This window comes from Streptococcus rubneri (assembly GCF_004785935.1).
Taxonomy (GTDB): Bacteria; Bacillota; Bacilli; order Lactobacillales; family Streptococcaceae; genus Streptococcus; species Streptococcus rubneri.
The window spans coordinates 387559-413721 of the sequence record NZ_SRRP01000001.1; the positions used below are offsets into that span (position 1 = coordinate 387559).

General features: G+C 42.2%; 26 protein-coding genes and 1 tRNA gene. 24 read left to right on the forward strand and 3 right to left on the reverse strand.

Annotation, left to right across the window (positions count from 1 at the left end; translation table 11 throughout):
• Nucleotides 1–119 precede the first annotated feature (119 nt).
• The 16 genes from hemW to ldcB all read left to right on the forward strand — a co-directional run bounded on the left by hemW (nt 120) and on the right by ldcB (nt 15115).
• The gene (hemW, locus tag E5S68_RS02055; RefSeq protein ID WP_135782147.1) at nt 120–1250 is read left to right on the forward strand and encodes a radical SAM family heme chaperone HemW; all 1131 of its coding nucleotides are present in this window, start codon (nt 120–122) and stop codon (nt 1248–1250) included.
• A gap of 3 nt (nt 1251–1253) precedes the next feature.
• On the forward strand, nt 1254–2012 hold the full coding sequence (locus tag E5S68_RS02060; protein WP_135782148.1) for an acyl-ACP thioesterase domain-containing protein: 759 nt from the start codon (nt 1254–1256) through the stop codon (nt 2010–2012).
• A complete protein-coding gene (locus E5S68_RS02065; protein ID WP_200773504.1) occupies nt 1994–2698 on the forward strand; it encodes a hypothetical protein in 705 nt (234 codons plus the stop codon). Before E5S68_RS02060 ends, E5S68_RS02065 begins: the two co-directional genes overlap by 19 nt.
• The gene (locus E5S68_RS02070; RefSeq protein ID WP_135782149.1) at nt 2688–3458 is read left to right on the forward strand and encodes a TIGR01457 family HAD-type hydrolase; all 771 of its coding nucleotides are present in this window, start codon (nt 2688–2690) and stop codon (nt 3456–3458) included. Before E5S68_RS02065 ends, E5S68_RS02070 begins: the two co-directional genes overlap by 11 nt.
• Nucleotides 3451–4080 (forward strand): TIGR01906 family membrane protein, encoded by a 630-nt coding sequence (locus E5S68_RS02075; RefSeq protein WP_135782150.1) that lies wholly within the window; start codon nt 3451–3453, stop codon nt 4078–4080. The genes E5S68_RS02070 and E5S68_RS02075 overlap by 8 nt, the downstream gene beginning before the upstream one ends.
• Before the next feature lie 12 nt (nt 4081–4092).
• Nucleotides 4093–5052 (forward strand): CPBP family intramembrane glutamic endopeptidase, encoded by a 960-nt coding sequence (locus tag E5S68_RS02080; protein ID WP_135782151.1) that lies wholly within the window; start codon nt 4093–4095, stop codon nt 5050–5052.
• 246 nt (nt 5053–5298) lie between these two features.
• On the forward strand, nt 5299–5739 hold the full coding sequence (locus tag E5S68_RS02085) for a hypothetical protein (RefSeq protein ID WP_234697736.1): 441 nt from the start codon (nt 5299–5301) through the stop codon (nt 5737–5739).
• A 606-nt stretch (nt 5740–6345) separates the two neighbouring features.
• The gene (gene uvrC / locus E5S68_RS02095; RefSeq protein WP_135782152.1) at nt 6346–8178 is read left to right on the forward strand and encodes an excinuclease ABC subunit UvrC; all 1833 of its coding nucleotides are present in this window, start codon (nt 6346–6348) and stop codon (nt 8176–8178) included.
• Between the two features lie 95 nt (nt 8179–8273).
• Entirely contained in the window at nt 8274–9116 is an 843-nt protein-coding gene (locus tag E5S68_RS02100) for a metallophosphoesterase family protein (RefSeq protein WP_135782153.1), read from the forward strand.
• A 148-nt stretch (nt 9117–9264) separates the two neighbouring features.
• Complete coding sequence (locus E5S68_RS02110; RefSeq protein ID WP_135782155.1) at nt 9265–9870, forward strand: nitroreductase family protein; 606 nt, start codon at nt 9265–9267, stop codon at nt 9868–9870.
• A 135-nt stretch (nt 9871–10005) separates the two neighbouring features.
• Entirely contained in the window at nt 10006–11412 is a 1407-nt protein-coding gene (pepV, locus tag E5S68_RS02115; protein ID WP_135782156.1) for a dipeptidase PepV, read from the forward strand.
• 52 nt (nt 11413–11464) lie between these two features.
• Nucleotides 11465–12058, forward strand: a complete 594-nt coding sequence (locus tag E5S68_RS02120; protein ID WP_135782157.1) for a uracil-DNA glycosylase family protein — start codon at nt 11465–11467, stop codon at nt 12056–12058.
• Nucleotides 12059–12090: 32 nt separating this feature from the next.
• Nucleotides 12091–12582 (forward strand): prolyl-tRNA synthetase associated domain-containing protein, encoded by a 492-nt coding sequence (locus E5S68_RS02125; protein WP_135782158.1) that lies wholly within the window; start codon nt 12091–12093, stop codon nt 12580–12582.
• A gap of 21 nt (nt 12583–12603) precedes the next feature.
• On the forward strand, nt 12604–12885 hold the full coding sequence (locus E5S68_RS02130; protein WP_135782159.1) for a rhodanese-like domain-containing protein: 282 nt from the start codon (nt 12604–12606) through the stop codon (nt 12883–12885).
• A 106-nt stretch (nt 12886–12991) separates the two neighbouring features.
• Nucleotides 12992–14314, forward strand: a complete 1323-nt coding sequence (locus E5S68_RS10775) for a DUF6574 domain-containing protein (protein WP_135782160.1) — start codon at nt 12992–12994, stop codon at nt 14312–14314.
• A gap of 27 nt (nt 14315–14341) precedes the next feature.
• Entirely contained in the window at nt 14342–15115 is a 774-nt protein-coding gene (gene ldcB / locus E5S68_RS02140; RefSeq protein ID WP_135782161.1) for an LD-carboxypeptidase LdcB/DacB, read from the forward strand.
• 101 nt (nt 15116–15216) lie between these two features.
• On the opposite strand, the gene E5S68_RS02145 is transcribed toward ldcB, so the two are convergent.
• The 3 genes from E5S68_RS02145 to E5S68_RS02155 form a co-directional block, all read right to left on the reverse strand.
• Entirely contained in the window at nt 15217–15459 is a 243-nt protein-coding gene (locus E5S68_RS02145; protein ID WP_003016441.1) for a type B 50S ribosomal protein L31, read from the reverse strand.
• 231 nt (nt 15460–15690) lie between these two features.
• Nucleotides 15691–16326, reverse strand: a complete 636-nt coding sequence (locus E5S68_RS02150) for a lantibiotic ABC transporter permease (protein ID WP_135782162.1) — start codon at nt 16324–16326, stop codon at nt 15691–15693.
• A gap of 186 nt (nt 16327–16512) precedes the next feature.
• Nucleotides 16513–17451 carry a DHH family phosphoesterase gene (locus E5S68_RS02155; RefSeq protein ID WP_135782163.1) on the reverse strand — a complete coding sequence of 313 codons (939 nt, stop codon included), beginning with the start codon at nt 17449–17451 and terminating at the stop codon, nt 16513–16515.
• Between the two features lie 517 nt (nt 17452–17968).
• Between E5S68_RS02155 and E5S68_RS02160 the strand changes: the two genes are divergently transcribed.
• The 8 genes from E5S68_RS02160 (at nt 17969) to cas1 (ending at nt 26161) form a co-directional block, all read left to right on the forward strand.
• A complete protein-coding gene (locus E5S68_RS02160; RefSeq protein WP_135782164.1) occupies nt 17969–18412 on the forward strand; it encodes a flavodoxin in 444 nt (147 codons plus the stop codon).
• A gap of 131 nt (nt 18413–18543) precedes the next feature.
• The gene (locus E5S68_RS02165) at nt 18544–18834 is read left to right on the forward strand and encodes a chorismate mutase (protein ID WP_135782165.1); all 291 of its coding nucleotides are present in this window, start codon (nt 18544–18546) and stop codon (nt 18832–18834) included.
• Nucleotides 18827–20032, forward strand: a complete 1206-nt coding sequence (locus E5S68_RS02170; protein WP_135782166.1) for a chloride channel protein — start codon at nt 18827–18829, stop codon at nt 20030–20032. Before E5S68_RS02165 ends, E5S68_RS02170 begins: the two co-directional genes overlap by 8 nt.
• 123 nt (nt 20033–20155) lie before the next feature.
• Nucleotides 20156–20503, forward strand: a complete 348-nt coding sequence (gene rplS, locus E5S68_RS02175) for a 50S ribosomal protein L19 (protein ID WP_003016418.1) — start codon at nt 20156–20158, stop codon at nt 20501–20503.
• 43 nt (nt 20504–20546) lie between these two features.
• Nucleotides 20547–20618 (forward strand) — tRNA-Arg (locus E5S68_RS02180).
• 241 nt (nt 20619–20859) lie between these two features.
• A complete protein-coding gene (locus E5S68_RS02185; RefSeq protein ID WP_135782167.1) occupies nt 20860–21483 on the forward strand; it encodes a hypothetical protein in 624 nt (207 codons plus the stop codon).
• A 167-nt stretch (nt 21484–21650) separates the two neighbouring features.
• Complete coding sequence (gene cas9, locus E5S68_RS02190; RefSeq protein ID WP_135782168.1) at nt 21651–25073, forward strand: type II CRISPR RNA-guided endonuclease Cas9; 3423 nt, start codon at nt 21651–21653, stop codon at nt 25071–25073.
• Between the two features lie 179 nt (nt 25074–25252).
• On the forward strand, nt 25253–26161 hold the full coding sequence (gene cas1 / locus E5S68_RS02195) for a type II CRISPR-associated endonuclease Cas1 (protein WP_135782169.1): 909 nt from the start codon (nt 25253–25255) through the stop codon (nt 26159–26161).
• Nucleotides 26162–26163: the final 2 nt, after the last annotated feature.

Here is a 26163-nt window from a genome sequence, read left to right on the forward strand (position 1 = left end):
TACCTCCGAATGTGATTAGCTTTATTCTATTCCTTTCATTCCTTCTTGTCAAGGAAATCCTTGTCTCCCCCTCTTTTTTCTGCTCGGGCTTTGGTCGGAAATATGGTATAATAAAGGTTATGCAAGCTAAACCGTCTTCTGCCTATGTGCATATTCCATTTTGTACCCAGATTTGTTATTATTGTGACTTTTCGAAGGTTTTTATCAAGAATCAACCGGTCGATGCCTATCTGGAACACTTAATCCAGGAGACTCGATCCTATGAGATTGGCAAACTTCGGACTCTCTACATTGGTGGAGGGACACCGACAGCCCTATCTGCTCAACAACTGGCCTATCTCTTGACAGAATTGCCCAAGGTCATGGACCTATCGGAGGTAGAAGAGTTTACCATCGAGGCCAATCCAGGAGATCTGGATCCGGATAAGATCGCAGTCCTCAAGGAGTCTCAGGTCAATCGGGTCTCTCTGGGGGTCCAAACCTTTGATAACAAGATGCTGAAAAAGATCGGACGGAGTCACCAGGAGCAGGATATCTATGACAATATTCGCCACCTTAAGCAGGCAGGATTTGACAATATTTCCATCGATTTGATCTATGCCCTGCCGGGTCAGACCATGGACCAGGTCAAGGAAAATGTCGCCAAGGCCATCGACTTGGACATTCCCCACATGAGTCTTTACAGCTTGATTCTAGAGAACCACACGGTCTTTATGAATCGCATGAGACGAGGCAAGCTTCCTTTGCCCAAAGAGGAGCTGGAAGCAGAGATGTTCGAGTACATCATTGAGGAGCTGGAAAAAGCAGGCTTTGAGCATTATGAGATTTCTAATTTCTCTAAGCCTGGCTTCGAAAGTCGGCACAATCTGGTCTATTGGGATAATGCAGAATACTATGGTCTAGGAGCAGGAGCTTCTGGCTATGTCGATGGGATTCGCTACAAGAATCACGGGCCTATCCGGCATTATCTGGAGGCTGTTGAGGCAGGTAAGGCTCGGATAACAGAGGAGCACCTGACACTGGAAGAGAAGATGGAAGAGGAGTTGTTCCTCGGTCTACGGAAAAAGGCAGGTGTGTCTAAGGCACGATTTGAAGAAAAATTTGGTGTCTCCTTTGACCAACGCTATGGACAAGTGGTGGCCAGTCTGACGGAGCAGGGACTTCTGGTTCCAGATGACAAGCAAGTTCGGATGACCAAGAGAGGCTTGTTCCTTGGAGATACCGTAGCAGAGAAATTTATATTGGAGTAAACGATGGCTAAAATTTATCAGTATGACATGAAAGTTCCCTTTGATATGAGCGATGTGAATGGCTTTATCAAGATGCCACAGCTCATCCTCTTGTCCTTGCAGGTGTCAGGCATGCAGTCGATGGAGCTGGGTGTCAGTGACAGGGACCTGCTCGAACAGCGCAATCTGGTGTGGATCATCACTGACTATGACATCAGGGTCCACCGCCTACCAGTCTTTGATGAACAGATTACCATTGAGACCCAGGCCCTGGCCCACAACCGTCTCTTTTGCTACCGTTCCTTTGTCGTTAGAGATCAGAAGGGTCAAGCCATCGTAGAAATGGTGGCGACTTTTGTCTTGATGGATCGGGACAGTCGTAAGGTCCAATCCGTACCGGAGGAAGTCACTGCCCCATATGACTCCCCATTTGAGAAGAAGATCCGCCGTGGTCCACGCTATCCAGAACTGAATGGAGCTATGGAGCAGGACTACCATGTGCGTTTCTATGATTTAGACATGAACGGACATGTCAACAACAGCAAGTACCTAGACTGGGTTTTTGAAGTGATGGGAGCGGATTTCCTAAGCCAGCATATCCCCAAACGGGTCCATCTCAAGTATGTCAAGGAGGTCTTGCCTGGGGGCATGATCACCTCTAGCGTCGAGCGAGAAGGAATGGTTAGCAATCATCTCATCTCGTCGGAAGGCCAAATCCACGCACAAGCCCTCATCACTTGGGAAGAAATAGATAAGGAAACATTATGGAAAAGCGAAGATTAAAACAGAAAAAAGAAGACTTGATGGAGGTTCAACGCCGGGTTGTTGCCTATGCTCGTCGTAAGAAAAATCCCCTCTATGTATTGGGGGATGGCTTCTTAACCTTAGTCGCAGCCTTTTATATCTTTATTGAGGAAGCGGTTCGTTTTATCCGCTATCGTCTGAGTTTTGAAGCCTTTCTTCGTTTTCTCAAGGAAGATGTCCGCTGGTATCGTGTCTGGATTCATTTGATTTTGGCCTTTATCCTGCCTGTTGTCGTTTTTTCTTTGAGTATCACCATCCAATCGGGTAGCTTCTGGAGTAACTTCTTTGACAAGCTCTCCCAAGGTGTCCTCTTCAGTACGACTGTCAGCCTCGCAGCGACCTTAATGACAGACTTCATTGAGACCATGAAGCCTATCCAGGCCGAGAAAGAAAGCAATGAGAAAAAAGAAACCGGCGTCTATACTATTACCATTGATCAGGCTAAGATTGGTGGCTTAATGGTGACCATCGTGATTTTGATGATTTCCTCCTTCCTCTTTACTCAGGCTGGAAAAGCAAGTATTAATTTCTTCGGTCTGGTCCTTCAATTTGCCTTATATGGGGCTTGTTTGCTTCTGTATGGAGCAGGAGGCCAGTTTCAAGATCGGGAGAAAGTAGCAGAGGAAGCAAGTGAAAAAGGAGACCAAGAATCCCATGACTTATAAGGGTTATTTAATTGACTTAGACGGAACCATCTACAAGGGCAAGGAGCGGATCCCAGCTGGGGAAGCCTTTGTCCACCAATTGCAAGAGCGTCAGATCCCCTATCTCTTTGTGACCAACAATACTACCCGGACGCCGGAAATGATCCAAGAAATGCTGGCAGGCCAGTTCAACATCGAAACGCCACTGGATACTATCTATACAGCGACGCTTGCAACCATTGATTATATGGTGGATATGAATCTTGGGAAAACCGCCTATGTCATTGGAGATGTGGGCTTGAAACACGCCATTGCTGAAGCAGGCTTCGTCGAAGATACGGTGAATCCAGCCTATGTTGTGGTGGGTCTCGACTGGGAAGTGGACTATGAGAAATTCTCTATCGCGACCTTGGCTATTCAAAAGGGAGCCCATTTCATCGGGACCAATCCAGACCTCAATATCCCGACAGAGCGGGGAATGATGCCAGGGGCAGGAGCTCTAAATGCTCTTATCGAAGCGGCAACGCGCGTGAAGCCAACTTTTATCGGTAAGCCCAATGCCATCATCATGGATAAGGCCATCGCTCACCTGGGACTAGAGCGCGGAGAAGTGGTCATGGTAGGGGATAATTACCTGACCGACATCCGGGCAGGAATCGACAATGGTATTCCTACTTTGCTGGTGACGACTGGATTTACCAAGCCAGAAGAAGTGCCAGACCTGCCCTTGCCACCAACGCATGTCCTATCTAGCTTAGCGGAGTGGGATTTCGATGCGTGATCGGTTAAAAGTAACGGGCTTTGTGCTCTGGCTCTTAGCAACGGTGATTTTGGGGACCATTCTAGTAGCCTGGATGATCTATCCCATGGAGATCAGCTGGTTACGAATTCAGAATCGGACCGGTTTGACCCCTGCAGTCATCCAGAAAAACTTTCAGATCCTCATGCAGTATTTGACCAGTCCTTTTACTTGGAAGCTGGAGATGCCAGATTTCCCATCCTCTCCAGATGGTCTGCATCATTTTCAAGCAGTCAAGTACCTCTTTCACCTGACCCAGGCCCTGTTCCTGGTCTTATTGCCAGTGGCTATACGATTTATTCGAACAGTGATGCGTAAGGGCTATGCAGGCCTCTATCGCCGCTTATTTGGCTGGATGGTTCTCTTGCCTATCGTCATAGGAGGAGTGACCCTCTATATTGGCTTTGATCAATTCTTTACCCTCTTTCACCAAGTCCTCTTTGTCGGAGATGCTACCTGGCTCTTTGATCCCTATCGGGATCCGATTATTCTAGTCCTTCCTGAGGACTATTTCCTACATGCCTTTCTGATTTTCTTTGTTCTCTATGAAGGGGCTTTTGGATGGTGCTACGGCTGGAGTCAGAAAACAAAAACAGTAGATTAGCGGAGTGAGTATATGAAGCAATACAATCGATTTTTAGATCCTAAAAAGGATTTGGGAGCCTTTTCTGCCATGATCGTCCTTTACCTCGCGATCATGACGGGTGTTTCCTTCCTTTGGTCCTTTGTTATCAGTAGCTTTATCGTAGGACGTTATAAAGGGGATCCTCTGGAGATGCAGCAACAGCTTACAGAAAGTATTTCTAAGGATGGGATGTCCTATATCATTGCGGTCCTCATAGGGGTAATCCTCTTTGCCTTGTATCGAAAAGGAGCCCTCTTTAAAGGAGATGTGAGACAAAAGGGACGCAAGATGACTTGGAAGACTTTCATGGTATTCATTGTCTTTCTTGGATTTGCACAGTTGGTCTCTGCCACCATCGGGCAAATCTTGAATCAGATGCTTGGGACCTTGGGCTTCTACAATCCTCAAGAAGACATGTCAGAGCAACTCAGTCAGTCGTGGAGTCTTTTACTTTATGCGACCCTCCTTGGACCCATTACAGAAGAGCTAGTTTTTCGAGGAGCAGGATTAAGGGCTTTGGAAAAGTTTGGCAAGGTTTTTGCCATTCTGATGACAGCTATCATCTTTGGACTCTTCCATGCTAACTTGGATCAGTTGTTCTTCGCGATCATCATTGGTTTAGGATTTGGTTATTTGACCTTTGAGTATTCTTTCTGGTGGGCAATCTTCTTTCATATTTTTAACAACCTAGTCTTGTCGCAAGGGCTCCATTACCTAGGAACCCATGTCAACGAAAACTTATCCGACTTCATACAGGTTCTAGTCTTTGTAGGAGGAACCATTGCCTTTACAGTCGTTTTGATAGTGAAACGAAAAGAGATTTTGCACTACATTCAAGAAAATCGACCAGCACCAGGCGTCTTCCAAAGAAGCATGTATTCTTTCTGGTTCTGGGTAGTGGTCCTTGGAACAACTCTTATGTCCTTACTTCCTTACCTAAGAGGCTATTAATATCAAAGAGGGATCGTTTAGGTCTCTCTTTTTTACTATAATAGAGAGAGTAATAATAATATAGAATCTCTGTAAATAACATACAAGGTTAGCTTACTTGAGGATAAAATTATGGAATGGAATGCGAACTTGCTAGTTTTTTTACAAAAGTTGACTTACAATTAAGGCGACTATATCAGTGATAGAAATGATTTTATTTTTGAACAATGGCACAATATGAGATGAAAGATAAGGGTGAAGGATATAATGAATTTTGAAGATAAATTTATGGAAATCCAGGTTGATATGATTTCGCTAGCAATGGAATATGTCCAAAATCAAGCAGAAAAAATATTTATTTATTGCGTTGCTGATGATTTTTATAGATTTGATGTATTTTTTAAAACTAATAATCATTATCTAGATAGAGATGAGATTTCGGATTACCTACCTAATAGAATAGATAGTTCGGATGAAATTCAGTTTAGTCTATTAAGAATTGGTGCACAAGATATAGAAAGAATGGTCAAGCTGTGCCAAGAATATGACCGCGAACATCCAACTGAAATGTGGTTGATTTATGATGCACAAAAAAACAGTCTTGATAGTCGCTATAGCTATGAAGGGCGTTATGACAAGGATGAAGAGTTGCTTCCACGACTAGAATTTGAAAAATGGTTTGAGGAAGTAAAAGGTGAGCAACTGTAGGAGAAGAAGATATGCCCCATCAAGATCAATCAATTATCTATCCCTTTCCAACTGATTAATGAAGTTATAAATATTGATACTATCTTTGATATAAATACCGCTATTAAAAATGTTGATATAGAGCAGTGGACGAAAAAATATCGCAATGATATTTTTGAACTTTCCATTACGTTTTATGCTATAATGAAAGCAAAAATAGTTCGTTTAGGTTAGAAAGGAGAAGCATAAATGCGTGGCCTTAAAATTAAACTATTATTATTTTGTCTCTCTCTTCTAATCCTGACCTCAATAGCTTATTTTAGCAATAAATTAACATGTCCCCTTTTTTTAAAGCTAATATTTTACTCAATAATCATTGCCTATTGTTTCAATATAGCTTTGAGTTTTTATAGTAAGAGGTAGAGCTAATTATCCACCTCTACTTTATTTTGACAGTATTAAAGTGAACGTAATATAATAAGATTTTATAAGGAAAATGAAGAAAACAATTTCTTTTTGGATTGGTCATTTTTCAGATGTTATTTTCGTTAAATAATTAATCAATTTAATAGATTATAGAGAGGTTGGCCAAGTGCTAGGTCCCTCTTTTTTGCTATAATAGAGAGTATGAATAACTTGATCAAATCCAAGCTCGAGCTTCTACCGACGAGTCCGGGCTGTTACATTCACAAAGACAAGAACGGAACCATTATCTATGTGGGGAAGGCCAAAAATCTTCGCAATCGGGTGCGGTCCTATTTCAGAGGGAGCCACGATACCAAGACAGAAGCGTTGGTATCTGAGATTGTGGATTTTGAGTTTATCGTTACCGAGTCTAATATTGAGGCCTTGCTTCTTGAGATCAACCTCATCAAGGAGAACAAGCCCAAGTACAATATCATGCTCAAGGACGATAAGTCCTATCCCTTCATCAAGATTACCAATGAACGCTATCCGCGTCTCATCATCACGCGCCAGGTCAAAAAGGATGGCGGTCTCTATTTCGGTCCCTATCCGGATGTTGGGGCAGCCAATGAGATCAAGCGACTTTTGGATCGGATTTTTCCTTTCCGCAAGTGTACCAATCCGCCTTCCAAGGTCTGCTTTTACTACCATCTAGGGCAATGTATGGCCCACACGGTCTGCCACAAGGACAAGGCCTATTTCAAGGGCATGGCTCAGGAGGTTTCTGATTTCCTTAAAGGACAGGATGACAAGATTATCGATGAGCTCAAGCTCAAGATGACTACGGCTGCGCAAAACATGGAATTCGAGCGGGCGGCCGAATACCGGGATCTGATCCAGGCCATCGGGACCCTGCGGACCAAACAGCGGGTTATGGCCAAGGATTTGCAGAACCGGGATGTCTTTGGCTATTATGTGGACAAGGGCTGGATGTGCGTGCAGGTCTTCTTTGTCCGTCAGGGCAAGCTGATCGAGCGGGATGTCAATCTCTTCCCTTACTACAATGATCCGGACGAGGATTTCTTGACCTATGTGGGTCAGTTTTACCAGGAGAAATCTCACCTGATCCCCAATGAAATCCTGATCCCTCAAGATATCGATGAGGAAGCGGTCAAAGCCCTAGTGGATACCAAGGTCCTCAAGCCCCAGCGAGGGGAGAAGAAGCAGTTGGTCAATCTGGCCATCAAGAATGCGCGGGTCAGTCTGGAGCAGAAGTTCAATCTCCTTGAAAAATCGATGGAAAAGACCCAAGGTGCTATTGAAAATCTTGGAAAACTCTTGCAAATTCCAACTCCTGTGCGCATTGAGTCTTTTGATAACTCCAACATCATGGGGACCAGTCCGGTCTCTGCTATGGTGGTCTTTGTCAATGGGAAGCCAAGCAAAAAGGACTACCGCAAGTACAAGATCAAGACCGTCGTGGGGCCAGATGACTATGCTAGCATGCGGGAAGTCATTCGCAGACGCTACAGCCGGGTCATGCGGGATGGCCTAACGCCACCAGATCTGATCGTTATCGATGGGGGGCAGGGGCAAGTCAATATTGCCAAGCAAGTCATCCAAGAAGAGTTGGGGCTGGATATTCCTATTGCAGGTCTGCAAAAGAATGACAAGCACCAGACTCATGAATTGCTCTTTGGTGATCCTCTCCAAGTCATTGAACTTTCGCGCACCTCGCAGGAATTTTTCCTTCTCCAGCGGATCCAGGATGAAGTTCACCGTTTCGCTATCACCTTCCACCGCCAGCTAAGGTCCAAGAATTCCTTCTCCTCCCAGTTGGACGGCATAGAAGGCTTAGGACCAAAACGCAAGCAGTTGCTGATGAAACACTTCAAATCACTGACCAAGATCAAAGAAGCTACTGTGGATGAGATCGTCACGGTCGGCATCCCACGAGCAGTGGCAGAGGCAGTGCAAGAAAAGCTTCATCAAGGAAAGCAGGAAGAAGCAAGTCCCTTGATGGAAGTGGCGGAGTCCTCCCAAGGATTTGAGTAATTGCACCATCCATTTTCATGGATGGTTTTTACTTTTTGTACTCATTTTTGTTATACTAAATGCACACAGATTTTTCAATCCATAAAGGAGTAGTTATGAACCATCGAATCGCTATTTTATCTGATATCCACGGAGATACGACAGCTCTGGAGGCAGTGATTGCGGATGCGCGTGCTCTAGGCGCGACGGAATACTGGCTTTTAGGGGACATTTTGCTACCGGGGCCTGGAAGAGAGGACCTTTTTGACTTGCTGGATGCGATTCCTATCACAGCGGCTGTTCGTGGAAATTGGGACGATTGTGTCCTAGAGACTTTGGATGGCGAGTACGGTCTTGAGGATCCGCAGGAGATCCAGCTTCTCCGTCTTACTCAGTACCTCATGGAAGGACTAGATCCTAAGCGGATCGATTGGCTTCGCTCCCTTCCATTGGTAGAGAAGAAGGAGGTCAATGGCATTCGCTTTTCCCTGACCCACAACTTACCAGAAAAGAATTATGGTGGAGACTTGCGTCCAGCAAATGCGACGGAGAACTTTGACCAATTGCTGGATGATCAGACGGATATGGCCATCTACGGGCATGTCCACAAGCAGTTGCTTCGCTACGGCAATCAGGGCCAGCAGATTCTCAATCCAGGTACTATTGGTATGCCTTATTTTGACTGGGAGCGGCTCCAAAATCACAGGGCCCAGTATGCGCTGATTGATGTTGAAGAAGATGGGGTGACCAACCTGCAATTTCGCAAGGTAGCCTATGACTATGAAGCAGAGCTCCAAGATGCCAAGGACAAGGGCCTTCCTTTCATTGAGATGTACGAAGAATTGAGACGCGAGGATAACTATCGAGGTCATAACAATGAGTTGCTAACTAGCTTAATTGAGAAATACGGCTATGCCAAAGAAGTAGCTGCCTATTTTGATCTTTCCGATGAATCATAGGTATATCTCTTGTGTATTCAAACCATAAGAAAGAAGCGGATTTTCAAAATGTTCGCTTCTTTTTTCACAATCTCCGGCTGTAAAACTCTGCAAGCTCTTTCATTTTGTGTTAAAATAGAGGTAATAGAATTAGAAAAGGAAGTTGACTATGAAATTCCTAGAACTCAACAAAAAACGTCATGCGATCAAGCATTTCACAGACCAACCAGTCGATCCAAAAGATGTGCGGACAGCTATTGAAATTGCGACCTTGGCACCAAGTGCGCACAATAGCCAACCATGGAAATTCGTGGTCGTTCGTCAGAAAAATGCAGAATTGGCAAAAGTAGCCTATGGTGGGAACTATGACCAAGTCATGGAAGCACCTGTGACCATTGCTCTCTTTACGGATACCGATTTGCAACGTCGGGCTCGGAAGATTGCGCGTGTTGGTGGGGTCAAGAACTTCACAGACGAAAAGTTGCAATACTTTATGCAAAACCTTCCTGCCGAATATGCTCGCTACAATGAGCAACAGATCAGCGATTACTTGGCATTAAATGCTGGGTTGGTCGCGATGAACTTGGTATTGGCCTTGACTGACCAAGGGATCGGCTCGAACATCATCCTTGGCTTTGACAAATCAAAAGTCAATGAAGTCTTAGAAATTGATAAGCGCTATCGTCCAGAGTTGTTGATTACGGTCGGTTACGCTGCTGAGAAGGTAGAACCTAGCTACCGCTTGCCAGTAGACGAAATCATTGAAAAACGCTAATAACAACAGAAAGAACCGGATGTTCTCGTCTCTACGATACAAGTCCGGTTTTCTAGAATTCTTTGGTAGGCTGATAGACAGTCGCCGATGGCGATTCTGGAGTATTCAATTTAAATCGAAATAACGGAGGAATGCATGACAACAATTGACTTTAAAGCAGAAGTAGAAAAACGCCGCGAAGAAATGATGGCTGACCTTTTCAGCCTCTTGGAAATCAACTCAGAACGAGATGATAGCCAGGCGGATGCGACTCACCCATATGGACCTGGACCCGTCAAAGCTCTTGAAAAATTCTTGGAAATTGCTGAGCGTGATGGCTACGAGACAACCAATGTGGACAACTATGCTGGACACTTCACCTTTGGACAAGGGGAAGAAGAGCTTGGGATCTTTGCTCACATGGACGTGGTGCCTGCTGGTAGTGGCTGGGATACAGACCCTTATAAACCTGAGATTATCGATGGCAAGCTCTATGCACGTGGTTCATCAGATGATAAAGGGCCTACAGTAGCTTGTTACTACGGTTTGAAGATTATTAAGGATCTGGGATTACCTGTATCTAAGCGCGTGCGCTTTGTGGTAGGTACAGATGAAGAGTCTGGTTGGGGCGATATGGACTACTATTTCAAACATGTCGGTCTTCCTGATCCAGACTTTGGTTTCTCTCCAGATGCCGAATTCCCAATCATCAACGGGGAAAAAGGAAACATTACCGAGTATCTCCATTTCGGTGGTCAAAACACAGGTCAAGCGCATCTTCATAGCTTTACCGGTGGCCTTCGTGAAAACATGGTGCCTGAGTCAGCGACTGCAGTCGTTTCTGGTCAATTACCTGATCTAGCTAGTCTTTTGGAGGCCTTTGCCAATGAACACCAACTTCGTTATGAAGTTGCAACAGAAGATGACGGCAAATTCAAGATCACTATTATCGGGAAATCTGCCCACGGATCTACTCCAGAAGCTGGAATCAATGGAGCGACCTACTTGGCTCTTTTCTTGAACCAATTTGACTTTGGTGGAGATGCCAAAGCTTACTTGCAGGTGTCAGCTTCTCTTCTTCATGAAGACTTTGCTGGTGAGAAGCTTGGCATTGCCCATACGGATGAAAAGATGGGGGCTCTCAGCATGAATGCGGGTGTCTTCAACTTCGACGAAAACAGCTCAGATAACACCATTGCCTTGAACATTCGTTACCCTAAAGGAACAGATCCAGAAACCATCAAAGCTGGTCTTGAAAAAGTAGAAGGAGTGGCGTCCGTCAGTTTGTCTGCCCACGGCCACACACCTCACTATGTTCCTATGGAAGATGAATTGGTCTCAACGCTTTTGCGTGTCTATGAAAAACAAACCGGACTGAAAGGTCATGAGCAAGTAATCGGTGGCGGAACCTTTGGTCGTCTATTAAAACGTGGGGTTGCCTTCGGTGCCATGTTCCCAGACTATGTGAACACGATGCACCAAGCCAATGAATTTGCGGATGTAGAAGATCTCTACCGTGCAGCTGCAATCTACGCAGAAGCCATCTACGAACTCATCAAATAAGACGCTACTCAGTCGGTACTTGCTGGCTGAGTTTTTGCTTAGAGGAGGAGAAATGGAGCAACTGGAGCGGATCAAAGAGGCCATCATGGCCGATCCACAAAACAAAGACTATACGGATAAAGGGATTGAGCCCTTGTTTGCGGCACCAAAGACTGCTCGGATCAATATCATCGGACAGGCACCTGGACTGAAAACACAAGAAGCGGGCCTCTATTGGAAGGACAAGAGTGGGGACCGCTTAAGGGAATGGTTGGGAGTCGATGAAGAGACCTTTTACCATTCGGGTCTATTTGCGGTCATTCCCATGGACTTTTATTTCCCAGGGCATGGCAAATCAGGAGATCTGCCACCTCGCAAGGGTTTTGCGGAAAAGTGGCACCCTCTGCTCCTTAAGGAGTGTCCGGATATTGAGTTGACTCTCTTGATCGGCCAGTACGCTCAAGCCTACTATCTCCATGAGAAGGTCAGTGGCAAGGTGACCGAGCGGGTGCGCCGATACAAGGACTACCTGCCCGACTATTTCCCTCTGGTCCACCCTTCGCCTCGCAATCAGATCTGGATGGCCAAGAATCCCTGGTTTAAAGCAGAAGTGGTGCCCGCTCTCCAGGATCGGGTCCAGCAGATTATAGCAGAGTTTAACACATAATAATTAGTGATATTTACAGGAGGAGGTATTCTATGGATGCATATCAAAAAGTCAAAGACAGATTAGACCAACTCGGTATTAATTTTGATGTGGTGGAACACCCACCGGCATTAACCACTGAGCAGGCCGATTCCTATATTGAAGGTCTAGAAGGGGTCCGGACCAAATCCATGTTTTTGACAAACAAAAAGAAAACCCAGTACTATCTGCTTATCATGGATGACCAGAAACCCTTGGATATGGAGGATTTCAAAGACCAAGTAGGAGCCAATCGGATCCGTATGGCTTCAACTGAATCTCTGGCAGAAAAAATGCAATTACCAGCTGGGACAGTATCTCCTTTTGGCTTGTTAAACAATGAAGAAAAGGATATTCTCGTCTATTTTGATCAGGACATTGTGTCAGAGGAAATCATGACCTTCCATCCTAACACGAATGAAAAGACGATCTTTATCAAAACCCAAGACCTATTCCGCTTTTTAGAATCTATTGATTTTAATTATGAAATACTAACCTTGCCATAGTGGCATTAAAAAGGAGAAATGATGAAAGAAATTCCATTTAATGAGTTTTTAGAAAAATACCAAGCAGGAGAAATCCAAGTTGTTGATGTCCGTGAACAGGCCGAATACGATGCCGTCCATTTGGATGGAGTGCTTTTGCTTCCTCTGTCTGAATTGCTAGATCGCTATACTGAGCTAGATAAAGATCAAGCCTATTATGTCATCTGTAAGTCGGGTGGCCGTTCAGGAAGAGCTTGTCAATTTTTGGAAGAAGCGGGCTATGATGTAACCAACGTCCAAGGGGGCATGGATGCTCTTGAATAAGAGGGGGCATCTTCCATGTCTAGTCATTGGTGAATCGAATGGCCATTGAAAAAGCCCTAAAATTTTTATATAATGGACGGGTATATCTATTTTAAGGAGACAGTATATGAAGAAACAAGATTGGCTTAATCAATTCCAAGCTGTAAATGGACGACCGGCTACAGAAGCAGAGGTTGCTCAAGCTTTAGCTACTGGTGAATTTCAAGACGAGTGGGTGGGCCAGCCTGCTCCAGCAGCTCCAAACTTTGTGGCAGCCCCAGTGGCTCCGGATCAAGTGACTCCAAACTTTGTGGGAGCCCCAGCATCTCCTGATGAGGTGGCCTCACAGTTAGGCACGATTCCAGTATGGCCGGAAGCAGAAGCACCATCAGTAGCCCCAGCTCCAGAGGCACCAGTAGCTCCGGCGCCAGGATTTACTCCAGCTCCAGAGGCACCAGTAGCTCCGGCGCCAGGATTTACTCCAGCTCCAGAGGAAGCAGTAGCTCCGGCGTCAGGATTTACTCCAGCTCCAGAGGCACCAGTAGCTCCGGCGCCAGGATTTACTCCAGCTCCAGAGGCACCAGTAGGTCAAGCGCCAGGATTTACTCCAGCTCCAGAAGCACCAGTAGGTCAAGCGCCGACACAAGCAGCTCCTCAATTTGGCTCTGCTTCAGTCAACACAGTGGGTCAACAGTTTGGGACACCTGTCCAAGGTGGGAACTTCCAACAAGCTCCTCAACAACAACCTCAACCAGGATTTGGTCAAGTGACACCTGGTCAAGGATTTGAGCAAGTAGGCTACCAAGGCCAAGCGCCAGCGGGACAACCTTACTATAGTCAATCGGTTCAACCAAATGCGTTTAACCAAACGATAGGAGGTTTCTGGTCATGGTTTGTGTCAGCTTTGATTCGTCCAACTGCTAAGCAACCGGTGAATATCTTAAACGGCTTGTTGCACTATGCTCTAACGGCTCTCTTGCTGACTATATCAGTCTTCTTAGTTGCCAACACGGTGACTTTTGGTGAAGTAGGGTTCAGCAGTTTCTTCCTCATTATGATTGCCGTCTATTTGACCTTGTATGCTTTCCAATTTGGAGGCTTCTTCGTTCGTCGTGTGGTCTTGCAAGATCAGGAGTTTGGCTATAAACAATCCTTTGATTTGTTTGCTCGCTTATCCATTTATGCCTTGCCAGGATCTCTTTTGGTCTTACTTATGACTCTTATCCGATTCTATGATGGCTTTAGCTTTTTCATCTTCCTCCTGATTGCATTATTTGGTGCAGGAACTTCTTACATCACGTATGAAGGGTTAAACAAAACCAAGTTAAAAATGGACAAGTTCTTCTTGCTCCTTGCATCCTTCACTGTGTATCTAGCCATCTTAATCTTGGTGATCATCATTGATCGCTATCTCTTGTCTCAAATCTCTATCTTCTACTTACCAATCTAAGTGAGAGGATAGAAGTGAGGAATCATAATGAAAGTAAAAATCACAACCCTTAGCTTGGCTTGCCTAGCTATTATAGCTCTAGGGGCCTGTAGTCATGATAAGGAATCTAAAAACAGCTCTATAAAAGAGCCTGCCTCTAGCAAACAGGTAGCACAGTCATCAAGTAGGAAAGTAACTAGTGCTTCTGAAGAGACCTCTTCTCAAGGAAGTCAAAAGTCTGCTAAAAAGGCAGGAGAAGTCACGGTGGATCAAGGTGTTTCCTTCAATGGCTCTTATTACAGTGTCCAAGGGAAGTCTGGTGATATCGTGATTGCTAACAAGCACTATCCCTTAGCAGCAGACTACAATCCAGGTGAGGATCCGACAGCTCTTGCGGCCTTGCACGAGTTGATTGCGGCCATGCAGGCTGAAGGTTATGCCATCAGTGATCAGTACAGTGGTTTCCGTAGTTATGAGACCCAGGTTGGCCTTTACCAAAGCTATGTGGATCAAGATGGTGTCGACGCAGCAGACCGATATTCAGCTCGTCCTGGCTATAGCGAGCACCAGACAGGTCTAGCATTTGACCTCATCGATACCAGTGGCAATCTGGTCCAAGAACCAGGCGCCAGCAAATGGTTGCTTAAGAATGCTGCCAAGTATGGCTTTATCGTCCGTTATCAAGAAGGAAAAGAAGCGAGCACTGGCTACATGCCTGAAAGCTGGCACCTTCGCTATATCGGAGAAGATGCAAAAGATGTCGCAGCCTCAGGAAAAAGCTTAGAAGAATACTTCAACTTTACCGGTGGCGACTACGAATAACAAGAAAACCGCTCTTTCAGGAAGCCTGAAGGAGCGGTATTTTTATACTGAGAAGTACAAGAAAAAACCACTGCCAAGTGGAAGTGGTTTTGATTGGTTTCTTATTTGAGACCGTATTTTTTGTTGAAACGATCCACGCGTCCATCTGCTTGAGTGAACTTTTGACGTCCAGTGTAGAATGGGTGTGAGTCTGATGAAATTTCAACACGGATCAATGGGTAAGTTTCACCTTCGAATTCAACAGTCTCGCTAGAGTACTTAGTTGAACCACTAAGGAACTTGTAACCAGTAGTAGTGTCCATGAAGACAACAGGGCGATATTCTGGATGGATATCTTTTTTCATTTTGCAATATTTCCTTTCTGCCATGGTCTCTTTCCGAGCCATAGATTGTTACTAAGCTAGTTTATCAAAAACAAAAGAGTTTGGCAAGGATTTTTACCAAATTTTTCGCGTTTTATAAAGAAAAAAGAGTGGAGGAAGCCCATTATTCAAAGATGGGATTCTCATCCACTCTAACTTACTTTATCTCCTATAAAGTGAAGTACATGTTGTAACTGTTAAACAGATCTTGACTTATTCTTGACCAGATTCGGTTGTTTGTTCCACTTGCTCCGTTTCAACAGCTTGTTCAACCTGCGCTGGTTGAGCTGGTTGTTCTGGTGTAGGAGCAGGTTCGGCTGTTTCTTGATGGTGTTCTGTTTCCTTTTTAATTTCTTTTACAGCTGTTTGGACAGTTGAAGAAGTCACACGACCGACAGATTGAGCAAATTCTTTACTTGTAGAAGCAAGTTCCTCAAATGTTTCTTTTGTGATTTTACCCCCTGACATAGCTAAGAGCCCCGTAGCTACAGTCGCAATGGCTGCTAGTAAGCAAAGAATTAAACCAAAGCCAAGTGAAATTCCAAAGCCACCAAAATTAACAGCATATTTATTAATATTGATTACATCAATAATTGAAATGATTGTTTGAATAGCTCCAATAACGATTACACCAATTGCAAAAGGTTTTTCCATAGGTTTTTCATAGTTTTTTAAACAAGAAAGAACAATGGCTCCAATTGCAAGGAAAATAATTAACCAACCATCTCCTTGGGTACCACTGACCGTCATGCTCCCCAATGCTCCAGCTGAAGCTGTGGCCCAAGGTAAAAAACTACCCAAAATTGCAGCTGCAGATGCAGCAATGATAAAAATACGATTTTTATTCATAAGTTGTCTCCTTTTTTTCTGTCTATTATAGCATATTTTTCCTTTATCTGAATAGTAAATTTTGGAAATTGCTTGATAATAGGCTTCATTCTTTAGCAATCATTCGGTATTTATCCTTTTTTGAAAAAAACAGGTGAATTATCTCTATTTTGAGATTTTTCACCTGTTTGGAATGAAATGATACCCTTATTTATTTTTAGCTACTTCCTGCATTTCACGATAGATTTGGTCATTCTCTTCTAAGGAATATGAGTTGGCGCCACTAGCTAGTGGGTGGCCTCCTCCACCATGGCGTTTAGCAATCTCGTTAATGACCAGGTTCTTACTCCGCATCCTCACACGGTAGTGTCCATCAGCTTGCTCGACAAAGATGGCCCAGAGAGTGACATCCTCGATCCGTCCAGGCGCAGCAACGATAGTAGCAGTTTCCGCATCGTTAATCTGGTATTCCTTGAGTAGGTCTTGCGTAAGGACCACTCGACTAGCTCCGTTCACATCGATCTCAAGATTGTCATATACATAGCTTTGGAGCTTGGCGATCTTAAAGCTCATGCTATCCATCTGGCGGGACAGTCCTGCAAAGTCAAAGTCAAGCTTCCGCAAGCGAGCAGCCATTTCAAAGGTACGGGTAGTGGTAGAAGGGTAGAGGAAGCGGCCCGTATCACCGACAATACCTGCATAAAGCAAGCGTGCGGCTTCAGGACTGATTTCTAAGTTATTTTCTAGGGCAAACAGAGTGATGAGCTCACTCGTTGAGCTGGAGGAGGTATCGACCCAGAGAAAATCGCCATAGGCATCGTCGTTTGGATGGTGATCAATCTTGATAAGGAAGCCACCATTTGCATACCGTTTGTCATCAATGCGAGGAGTATTGGCCGTATCACAGACAATGACCAGGGCATTTTCATACTCTTCATCTGATACGCTATCCATGCTAGCCATCCAAGCAAGAGTTGGTTCATTAAAGCCTGTTGCTAATACTTTCTTGTCAGGAAAGTTGGTCCGGATGATTTCTTTGAGCCCCACCTGGCTACCAATCGCATCTGGATCTGGATTCATATGGCGGTGAAGGATAATCGTCTGGTATGTTTTGATTTTTTCTAAAATTTCATGTGTATGTTGCATGGGTCACCTCGAGTATTTCTTCTTCAATTTTAGCATAAGAGAGAGTAGTCCAGCAACTATTTCTAATAGTTAGAGTCACCAGTCTGATAGAAACTAAGAGTCAAGAGGCCTTTTACTTTAGATTGATATTTTGGTAGAGTGGAGTAGATAGATGGATTTTTGAGAGAAATAGCATATAGTAGAAATAAAAAGTAGTGCGGAAAAAGCATAAGAGTTAGCTGTAAGATTAAAAAGCAGTAGGGATGCACTTTCAGGAGTTGCATCAGCTACAAATAAAGAGATTCAAGAAGAGAACAAGGGTGATTGACCATTTTTTGAAACAAAGCTGAGCATAATAAAGATGGCTTTTTAAATAGTCCGAGACTTCCTTTGGGATAGGTATTTTGCTAGGATGTCTTAAACTTGCTCATAGTTGATTTTAGTCTAAACACGATCATTTCCTTTCAATAAGAAAGGATTCATGCAAAATATGGGCGAAAGTGGTATAATGTCTAAAGATTAGTATTTGGAGGAAATTATGACATTAGCAAAGATTGTTTTTGCAAGTATGACAGGAAATACAGAAGAGATTGCGGATATCGTTGCAGATAAGTTTCGTGATCTTGGTGTCGAAGTAGAAGTCGACGAATGTACAACAGTAGACGCAGAGGACTTTCTTGAGGCTGATATTGCAATCGTAGCGACCTATACCTACGGTGATGGTGAGCTTCCTGACGAAATCGTAGACTTTTATGAAGACTTAGCTGGTCTAGATTTGAAGGGCAAGATCTACGGTGTTGTTGGCTCAGGGGACACTTTCTACGATGAGTTCTGTAAAGCAGTAGATGACTTTGATCGTGTCTTTGCGACGACAGGAGCTGTCAAAGGTTCTGAGTGTGTCAAAGTAGATCTATCAGCTGAAGACGAAGATATTGAAAAACTTGAAGCCTTTGCGGAAGCCTTAGTAGCAAAAGCAGGATAAGCCATTAGAATAAGAAGTGTTTGCCGAGAGCAGACACTTTTTTGCTTGCTGAATCTATTAGCTGTCCCCATAGCACTAGAAAGAAGAGCATTTTTTTGATAAAATGGGAAACAATATAGAAGGAGACCAGTATGGAATTAGGAAAGATTCGCCAAGAGATTGATGCTATTGATCAACAGCTTGTCAGCCTATTAGAACATCGAATGCAGTGTGTTGAGAGAGTGATTCGCTATAAGCAGGCCCACCAAATTTCAGTCTTGGATAAAGGGAGAGAAGAAGAGATTCTAGAGCGTGTCGCAAGTCAAGTCAAGGATCAGAGATACAAAGCATCGATCGTCGCATCCTTTCATGACCTCTTAGAAGTTTCTAGAGACTATCAAAAGAGTCTATTGTTATCAGATGAGGAAGCAGTGGATGAATAAACTACGCCTCTATCTCTTTTATACGATTGATGCTCTACTAATTGGTAGTATTGTCGGAATCATTGATACTATTTTTGGACGCCTCCTTTTAGAAATCGGAGAGCTTCGCAGTGACTATCTGCTTTTTTTACTACCATTTCTAGCACCTTGCGGACTCTTTATCACCTACCTCAATCGCAGCTATGGAGGCAAGAGTCAAAAAGGGATGGAGCTCCTCTTTGAAGTGGGTGAAGGAAAGGAGAAAGACATTCCCAAGCGCTTAATCCCTTTGACTATTCTTTCTACCTGGATGACGCATCTCTTTGGTGGATCTGCTGGTCGAGAGGGAGTGGCCGTCCAGCTTGGGGGAACAGTCGCCCATGCTCTACGAAGAGATTCCCTTGGGCCCCATGCTTCGAGGATCTATTTGGTCACTGGGATGGCAGCTGGCTTCGGTGGACTCTTTCAGACGCCTCTAGCTGCTATCTTCTTTGCTATGGAGGTCTTAGTGGTTGGGAGACTGGAGTGGCGGGCTCTCTATCCTGCGACCATTGCAGCCTTTGTTGCTAGTTGGACCTCTCACACCTTGGGGCTAGAGAAGTTTACTCAAGTTATTTCAGACAAGCTCTCCCTATCGCCTCAAGTACTCCTGCAGTTGCTTCTTTTAGGAGTGATCTTTGGGCTAACAGGCAAGCTCTTTGCCTATCTCTTGGGCAAGTTTAAACAAACTTTTGCCCACGCCTTTGTCAATCCCTATGTACGGATTGGAGTGGTCGGTCTCGGTCTGAGTGTCCTTTTGTATATCTTTGGGACAGGTCGCTATACGGGACTAGGGACCAACCTGATCTCCTATAGCTTTGCGGGAGCTGATGGGAAGAGCTTGATCACTGGGGCAGACTGGATTCTCAAGCTCCTATTTACAGTGACAACCATTGCTGCAGGCTATAAGGGAGGAGAAGTGACTCCGCTCTTTTCTATCGGGGCGAGTCTAGGGGTCTGGCTAGCACCTTTCTTTGGACTTCCGATTTATCTGGTAGCCGCCTTGGGCTATGCGGCAGTCTTTGCAGGGGCAACCTCGACGACGATCGGACCGATTCTGATTGGTTGTGAAGTTTTCGGCTTTCAGTATTGGCCAGCCTTCCTATTAGTTTGTCTGGTTGCTACCCGCCTCTTTCCAGCTTTGTCCATCTATGGGGGACAAAAAGTTTCGAAAAAGTGAGAATAGACCTTTACAAACGATTAAACTTTTGGTATCATAAACTTTGTGCGTAATGGAAGCACAAAAATACAGTTTATCCGCTGAGGGATTAGCCCTTAAGATTGACGAAGATAGGAGAATAAAATGAATCCATTAATCCAAAGCTTGACTGAAGGTCAACTTCGTACTGATATCCCTGCATTCCGTCCTGGTGATACTGTTCGTGTACATGCGAAAGTTGTCGAAGGAACTCGTGAACGTATCCAGATCTTTGAAGGCGTTGTTATCGCTCGTAAAGGTCAAGGACACACTGAAATGTACACTGTTCGTAAAATCTCTAACGGTGTCGGTGTTGAACGTACATTCCCAGTACACACTCCACGTGTAGAAAAGATTGAAGTTGTACGTTACGGTAAAGTACGTCGTGCGAAATTGTACTACCTTCGTGCATTGCAAGGTAAAGCAGCTCGTATTAAAGAAATCCGTCGTTAAGACGAACAAGGAGGCGGGAGTGATCTCGCTTCTTTTTTTATAGGTCCCCTTAGTTCAATGGATATAACAACTCCCTCCTAAGGAGTAGTTGCTGGTTCGATTCCGGCAGGGGACAGAAGTAGAAAAGAAAACACTGATTCGTCAGTGTTTTTTTGTTGGTTTATGCAAGGATGGATCTTGGTGAAAGTTCTTGTATGGTATAATAGTGGAAGAAGAGAACAATTAATTTCACTTACTGAGCAGATGTGGGCTGCCTTGAGAGGAAAATTTTCAGATGATGATGTGTCACAGTTGAAATAGTTTATAGAGCCTTATATCAGATGGGAATGTGGTAGATAGACTGAAAGGAGTAGGCCATGGGGAAAATGAATCAGTCAGCCAAGATGGGAACACCAAAGAAAGGCTCCATTGGAGCCTTAGTTGTGGGGAAATATCTCTCTGATTTTCTGGTGTACGGATCGACCATCTTCTGGATTTTCTTTCTGGTGCCAGGGTTCTTCTTGCTGAGTCTTGTCTTCTTGTTTTTCACTGGTGAGTCCAATGCAAAAGGCTCAGACTTTCCAATCTTTCTCTTTTATATCTTAATCATCCTCTTTTTCGCCCTGATCCTGGGCTTGCTTTGGCTAGGATTCAAGTATCTGAAAGGGTTTTATAGCTACCTAAGAAGTATCTTGATAAAAGATGTCAGTGATCAAGAGTTGCTGGCCAAGCTGGAGATAGCAGATGAGGGTGAGCGACTCAGGGCCTTGACTCAATGCCTAATCCATGAAAGCTACCAAGCTCAAGTACGAGTAGAGATTGTTGATGTAAGAGAAGAAAAAAATTGGGTTGTAAAGAAACAGTATCGAATGACAGTCGTCACAGACTGGGGACCTTTAAAGAATATCCCTCTCCAAGTCGTCGAAGTGGAGAAGGTGGAAAAATCGATCCATCAGGACGATGCCTTTGCAGAAATCAGACAACCAAAATGGGAAGATTAGAAAGCGTGAAATCACGCTTTTTTTGTTTGTGATAATGAAAGAATGGGATGAAATGGAGTTAGTAATAAATTAGTAAAATATTCCAGACAATTGCATATAATGAATTGATTTTTGAGGAAAGAAGGGGTAAAATTGTATTAATATAATGACTAGTTAGGAGTTTTATTATGAATGGTTTAGTTTTGGGTTTGGATATTGGTATTGCTTCAGTTGGAGTAGGTATTCTAAAAAAAGATAGTGGTGAAATTATTCACACTAATTCTCGTCTGTTTTCAGCTGCAACAGCTGACAGTAATATTGAAAGAAGAGGACATAGGGGAGGTAAAAGATTAACTCGCCGGAAGAAACATCGTAGTATTCGCCTTCATGATTTATTTGAAGACTTTGGTTTGTTAACTGATTTTTCTAAGGTGTCCATTAATCTAAATCCTTATCAACTCCGTGTACAAGGGTTGGATAATCAATTAACTAATGAAGAGTTGTTTATTGCTTTAAAGAATATTGTGAAGAGACGTGGTATTAGCTATTTGGATGATGCTTCTGAGGATGGCGGTACAGTATCGTCTGATTACGGTAAGGCAGTTGAAGAAAATAGAAAATTACTTGCTGAACAAACTCCCGGTCAAATTCAACTAGATCGTTTCGAAAAATATGGTCAGGTTAGAGGAGATTTCACTGTTGTAGAAAATGGTGAAAAACGCAGATTAATCAATGTTTTTACAACATCTGCTTATAGCAAAGAAGCTGAAAGAATTCTTAGAAAACAGCAAGAATTCAATAAAAAGATTACAGATGAGTTTATAGAGGATTATCTAACAATCCTTACGGGAAAGAGAAAATACTACCATGGACCAGGTAATGAAAAGTCACGCACCGATTATGGAAGGTATACTACTAAGAAAGATCCTGAAGGTAAGTACATTACCTTAGATAATATTTTTGGTATTTTAATTGGTAAATGTACATTTTATCCTGATGAATATAGAGCTTCAAAAGCTTCCTATACTGCTCAAGAGTTCAACTTACTAAATGATTTAAATAATTTAACTGTTCCAACAGAAACCAAGAAACTGAGTGAAGAACAAAAGAAGACAATTGTCGAGTATGCGAAAACAGCTAAAACATTAGGAGCTTCAACACTTTTGAAGTACATTGCTAAATTGATTGGTGCCTCAGTTGATCAGATACATGGATACCGTATTGATCCCAATAAAAAACCTGAGATGCATACTTTTGAAACCTATCGGAAAATGCAATCATTAGAAACAATCAGGGTGGAAGAATTACCGAGAAAGGTCTTAGATGAGCTTGCCCATATTCTAACTTTAAATACAGAGCGAGAGGGAATAGAAGAAGCAATTAACGCGACTCTAAAAGATACATTTAGTCAGGATCAAGTACTTGAATTGGTTCAATTTAGAAAAAATAATAGCAGTCTATTTAGTAAGGGATGGCATAATTTTTCTCTAAAACTCATGATGGAGTTGATTCCAGAATTGTATGAGACTTCGGAAGAGCAAATGACAATTCTTACTCGATTAGGCAAACAAAAATCTAAAGAGACATCAAAACGAACCAAGTATATTGATGAAAAAGAATTAACAGAAGAAATCTATAACCCTGTGGTAGCAAAATCTGTCAGACAAGCTATAAAGATTATCAATGAAGCAACTAAAAAATATGGTATCTTTGATAATATCGTTATTGAAATGGCACGTGAAAATAATGAGGAAGATGCAAAGAAAGAGTATATCAAGCGTCAAAAAGCAAATCTAGACGAGAAAAATGCAGCTATGGAAAAAGCGGCTTTCCAATACAATGGGAAAAAAGAATTACCGGATAATGTTTTTCATGGGCATAAGGAATTAGCTACTAAGATTCGTTTATGGCATCAGCAAGGAGAAAAGTGTCTTTACACTGGTAAGAATATACCAATTTCAGATTTGATTCAAAATCAATACAAGTATGAAATTGATCATATTTTACCTTTGTCTTTATCTTTTGATGATAGCTTATCTAATAAAGTATTGGTTCTTGCTACAGCAAATCAGGAAAAGGGACAACGTACACCGTTTCAGGCTTTAGATAGTATGGATGATGCCTGGTCTTACCGTGAGTTCAAATCATATGTAAAAGATTCTAAATTATTAGGTAATAAAAAGAAGGAATATCTTTTAACGGAAGAAGACATTAGCAAGATTGAGGTGAAACAGAAATTTATTGAACGAAATTTAGTAGATACTCGTTATTCTTCTCGCGTTGTTCTAAATGCTCTACAAGATTTTTATAAGGAGCATCAATTCGATACAACTATTTCAGTGGTACGTGGACAATTTACTTCGCAACTCAGAAGAAAATGGGGTCTTGAAAAATCTCGTGAGACCTATCACCATCATGCTGTAGATGCTTTGATCATTGCTGCATCTAGTCAATTGAGATTATGGAAAAAACAAAATAATCCTTTGGTCTCTTATAAAGCAGAGCAATTCGTGGATCAAGAAACTGGCGAAATTATTTCATTGAGTGACGATGAATATAAAGAGTTAGTATTTAAAGCTCCATATGATCATTTTGTTGATACATTGAAGTCCAAGGAATTTGAGGATAGCATTCTATTTTCTTATCAAGTAGATTCAAAATATAACCGTAAAATTTCAGATGCAACAATTTACGCAACAAGAAAAGCAAAATTAGATAAAGAGAACAAGGAATACACTTATACTTTAGGAAAAATAAAAGATATCTATGCTTTAGGGACAAAAAGTCCTTCTAAAACGAGATTTTATAAGTTTTTAGATTTATACAATAAGGATAAATCCCAATTCTTGATGTTTCAGAAGGATAGAAAAACTTGGGATGAAGTGATAGAGAAGATAATAGAACAATATCGACCATTTAAAGAATACGATGAAAATGGAAAAGAAGTTGATTTCAATCCTTTTGAAAAATATAGAATTGAAAATGGTCCTATTCGAAAATATAGTAAAAAAGGCAATGGTCCAGAAATTAAAAGTCTAAAATACTACGATAATCTTTTAGGGAAATTTGTTAATATAACTCCTTCAGAAAGTAAGAATCCTGTAGCTTTGCTTTCTTTGAATCCTTGGAGAACAGATGTATACTACAATACAGAAACAAGCAAATATGAATTCTTGGGATTAAAGTATGCAGATTTGTGTTTCGAAAAAGGTGGTTCTTACGGAATTTCAGAAGTTAAATATAATAAAATAAGAGAGAAAGAAGGAATTGGTAAGGAATCTGAATTTAAGTTTACACTATATAAGAATGATCTAGTTTTAATTAAGGATACTGAAACAAATTGTCAACAAATCTTTAGATTTTGGTCTCGGACTGGGAAGGATAATCCAAAAAGCTTTGAAAAGCATAAAATAGAATTAAAACCTTATGAAAAAGCAAGATTTGAGAAAGGAGAGGAACTTGAGGTATTAGGAAAGGTACCACCTTCTTCTAATCAATTACAAAAAAATATGCAAATAGAGAATCTTTCTATTTATAAAGTTAAAACAGATGTTTTGGGAAATAAACATTTCATTAAAAAAGAGGGTGAAGAACCAAAACTCAAATTTTAAAAAATATTTTTAAAAAAGAGTTGCAAACGCTTTTACAATGTATTATAATATTAACCGTAAGGGACGCCTTACACAGTTACTTAAATCTTGCAGAAGCTACAAAGATAAGGCTTCATGCCGAATTCAACACCCTGTCATTTATGGCGGGGTGTTTTCGTTTTGTAAAGAGGATAAAAATAATGACTTGGAGAATTGTACATGTTTGTCAGAGTGAAAAGATGCAATTAAAATTGGATAATCTTTTGATTAAGAAGATGGGCGAAGATTATATTATACCCTTGAGCGATATTTCTATCATTGTAGCAGAAGGAGGAGAAACGGTTGTAACCCTAAGATTGTTAAGCGCCTTAAGTAAGTATAATATTGCTTTGATTGTCTGTGATAACGAGCATTTGCCAACAGGTATTTACCATTCGCAAAATGGCCATTTTAGAGCCTATAAAAAGTTACAGGAACAATTGTTGTGGACGCAGGATCAGAAAGATAAATTATGGCAAATAGTGACCTACTTCAAAATAAATAATCAGCAAGATGTTCTCTCGATGTTTGAGAAAAATATTGATTGTATTCAGCTATTAGCAGATTATAAAGATCATATTGAATTTGGAGATAGAACCAATCGCGAAGGACACGCGGCAAAAGTTTATTTCAATGAATTATTTGGAAAGAAATTCGTTCGTCTTACCCAACAGGAAACTGATGTTATAAATGCAGGTCTAAATTATGGTTATGCAATTATGAGAGCGCAGATGGCGCGTATTATTGCTGGTTATGGGTTAAATCCCTTAATCGGAATTTTTCATAAAAACGAATACAATCAATTTAATTTGGTAGATGACTTAATGGAACCTTTTAGACAGATTATTGATGTTTGGGTTTATCAAAACTTACGGGATGAAGAATATTTAAAATATGAGTTCAGATTGGCCTTAACAGATACACTGAATGCAAAAATTCGTTATGGAAAAGAAACTTGTTCTGTAACAGTAGCAATGGATAAATATGTCAAAGGTTTTCTAAAATGTATATCAGATAAGGATACTAGTAAATTCTACTGTCCTATTGTTTCGAGTGTAGAATGGAGCTAAAG

Bases quoted from the DNA above. Each gene is read 5' to 3' on its own strand.
- E5S68_RS02170 (WP_135782166.1), top strand. From the start codon at position 18,827: ATGAATAAACTACGCCTCTATCTCTTTTATACGATTGATGCTCTACTA.
- E5S68_RS02060 (WP_135782148.1), top strand. From the start codon at position 1,254: ATGGCTAAAATTTATCAGTATGACATGAAAGTTCCCTTTGATATGAGC.
- pepV (WP_135782156.1), top strand. From the start codon at position 10,006: ATGACAACAATTGACTTTAAAGCAGAAGTAGAAAAACGCCGCGAAGAA.
- E5S68_RS02185 (WP_135782167.1), top strand. From the start codon at position 20,860: ATGGGGAAAATGAATCAGTCAGCCAAGATGGGAACACCAAAGAAAGGC.
- E5S68_RS02130 (WP_135782159.1), top strand. From the start codon at position 12,604: ATGAAAGAAATTCCATTTAATGAGTTTTTAGAAAAATACCAAGCAGGA.
- E5S68_RS02085 (WP_234697736.1), top strand. From the start codon at position 5,299: ATGAATTTTGAAGATAAATTTATGGAAATCCAGGTTGATATGATTTCG.
- ldcB (WP_135782161.1), top strand. From the start codon at position 14,342: ATGAAAGTAAAAATCACAACCCTTAGCTTGGCTTGCCTAGCTATTATA.
- E5S68_RS02155 (WP_135782163.1), bottom strand. From the start codon at position 17,451: ATGCAACATACACATGAAATTTTAGAAAAAATCAAAACATACCAGACG.
- cas1 (WP_135782169.1), top strand. From the start codon at position 25,253: ATGACTTGGAGAATTGTACATGTTTGTCAGAGTGAAAAGATGCAATTA.
- E5S68_RS02070 (WP_135782149.1), top strand. From the start codon at position 2,688: ATGACTTATAAGGGTTATTTAATTGACTTAGACGGAACCATCTACAAG.
- E5S68_RS02160 (WP_135782164.1), top strand. From the start codon at position 17,969: ATGACATTAGCAAAGATTGTTTTTGCAAGTATGACAGGAAATACAGAA.
- E5S68_RS02165 (WP_135782165.1), top strand. From the start codon at position 18,544: ATGGAATTAGGAAAGATTCGCCAAGAGATTGATGCTATTGATCAACAG.
- E5S68_RS10775 (WP_135782160.1), top strand. From the start codon at position 12,992: ATGAAGAAACAAGATTGGCTTAATCAATTCCAAGCTGTAAATGGACGA.
- hemW (WP_135782147.1), top strand. From the start codon at position 120: ATGCAAGCTAAACCGTCTTCTGCCTATGTGCATATTCCATTTTGTACC.
- uvrC (WP_135782152.1), top strand. From the start codon at position 6,346: ATGAATAACTTGATCAAATCCAAGCTCGAGCTTCTACCGACGAGTCCG.
- E5S68_RS02075 (WP_135782150.1), top strand. From the start codon at position 3,451: ATGCGTGATCGGTTAAAAGTAACGGGCTTTGTGCTCTGGCTCTTAGCA.
- E5S68_RS02100 (WP_135782153.1), top strand. From the start codon at position 8,274: ATGAACCATCGAATCGCTATTTTATCTGATATCCACGGAGATACGACA.
- E5S68_RS02145 (WP_003016441.1), bottom strand. From the start codon at position 15,459: ATGAAAAAAGATATCCATCCAGAATATCGCCCTGTTGTCTTCATGGAC.
- E5S68_RS02125 (WP_135782158.1), top strand. From the start codon at position 12,091: ATGGATGCATATCAAAAAGTCAAAGACAGATTAGACCAACTCGGTATT.
- rplS (WP_003016418.1), top strand. From the start codon at position 20,156: ATGAATCCATTAATCCAAAGCTTGACTGAAGGTCAACTTCGTACTGAT.
- cas9 (WP_135782168.1), top strand. From the start codon at position 21,651: ATGAATGGTTTAGTTTTGGGTTTGGATATTGGTATTGCTTCAGTTGGA.
- E5S68_RS02080 (WP_135782151.1), top strand. From the start codon at position 4,093: ATGAAGCAATACAATCGATTTTTAGATCCTAAAAAGGATTTGGGAGCC.
- E5S68_RS02150 (WP_135782162.1), bottom strand. From the start codon at position 16,326: ATGAATAAAAATCGTATTTTTATCATTGCTGCATCTGCAGCTGCAATT.
- E5S68_RS02110 (WP_135782155.1), top strand. From the start codon at position 9,265: ATGAAATTCCTAGAACTCAACAAAAAACGTCATGCGATCAAGCATTTC.
- E5S68_RS02065 (WP_200773504.1), top strand. From the start codon at position 1,994: ATGGAAAAGCGAAGATTAAAACAGAAAAAAGAAGACTTGATGGAGGTT.
- E5S68_RS02120 (WP_135782157.1), top strand. From the start codon at position 11,465: ATGGAGCAACTGGAGCGGATCAAAGAGGCCATCATGGCCGATCCACAA.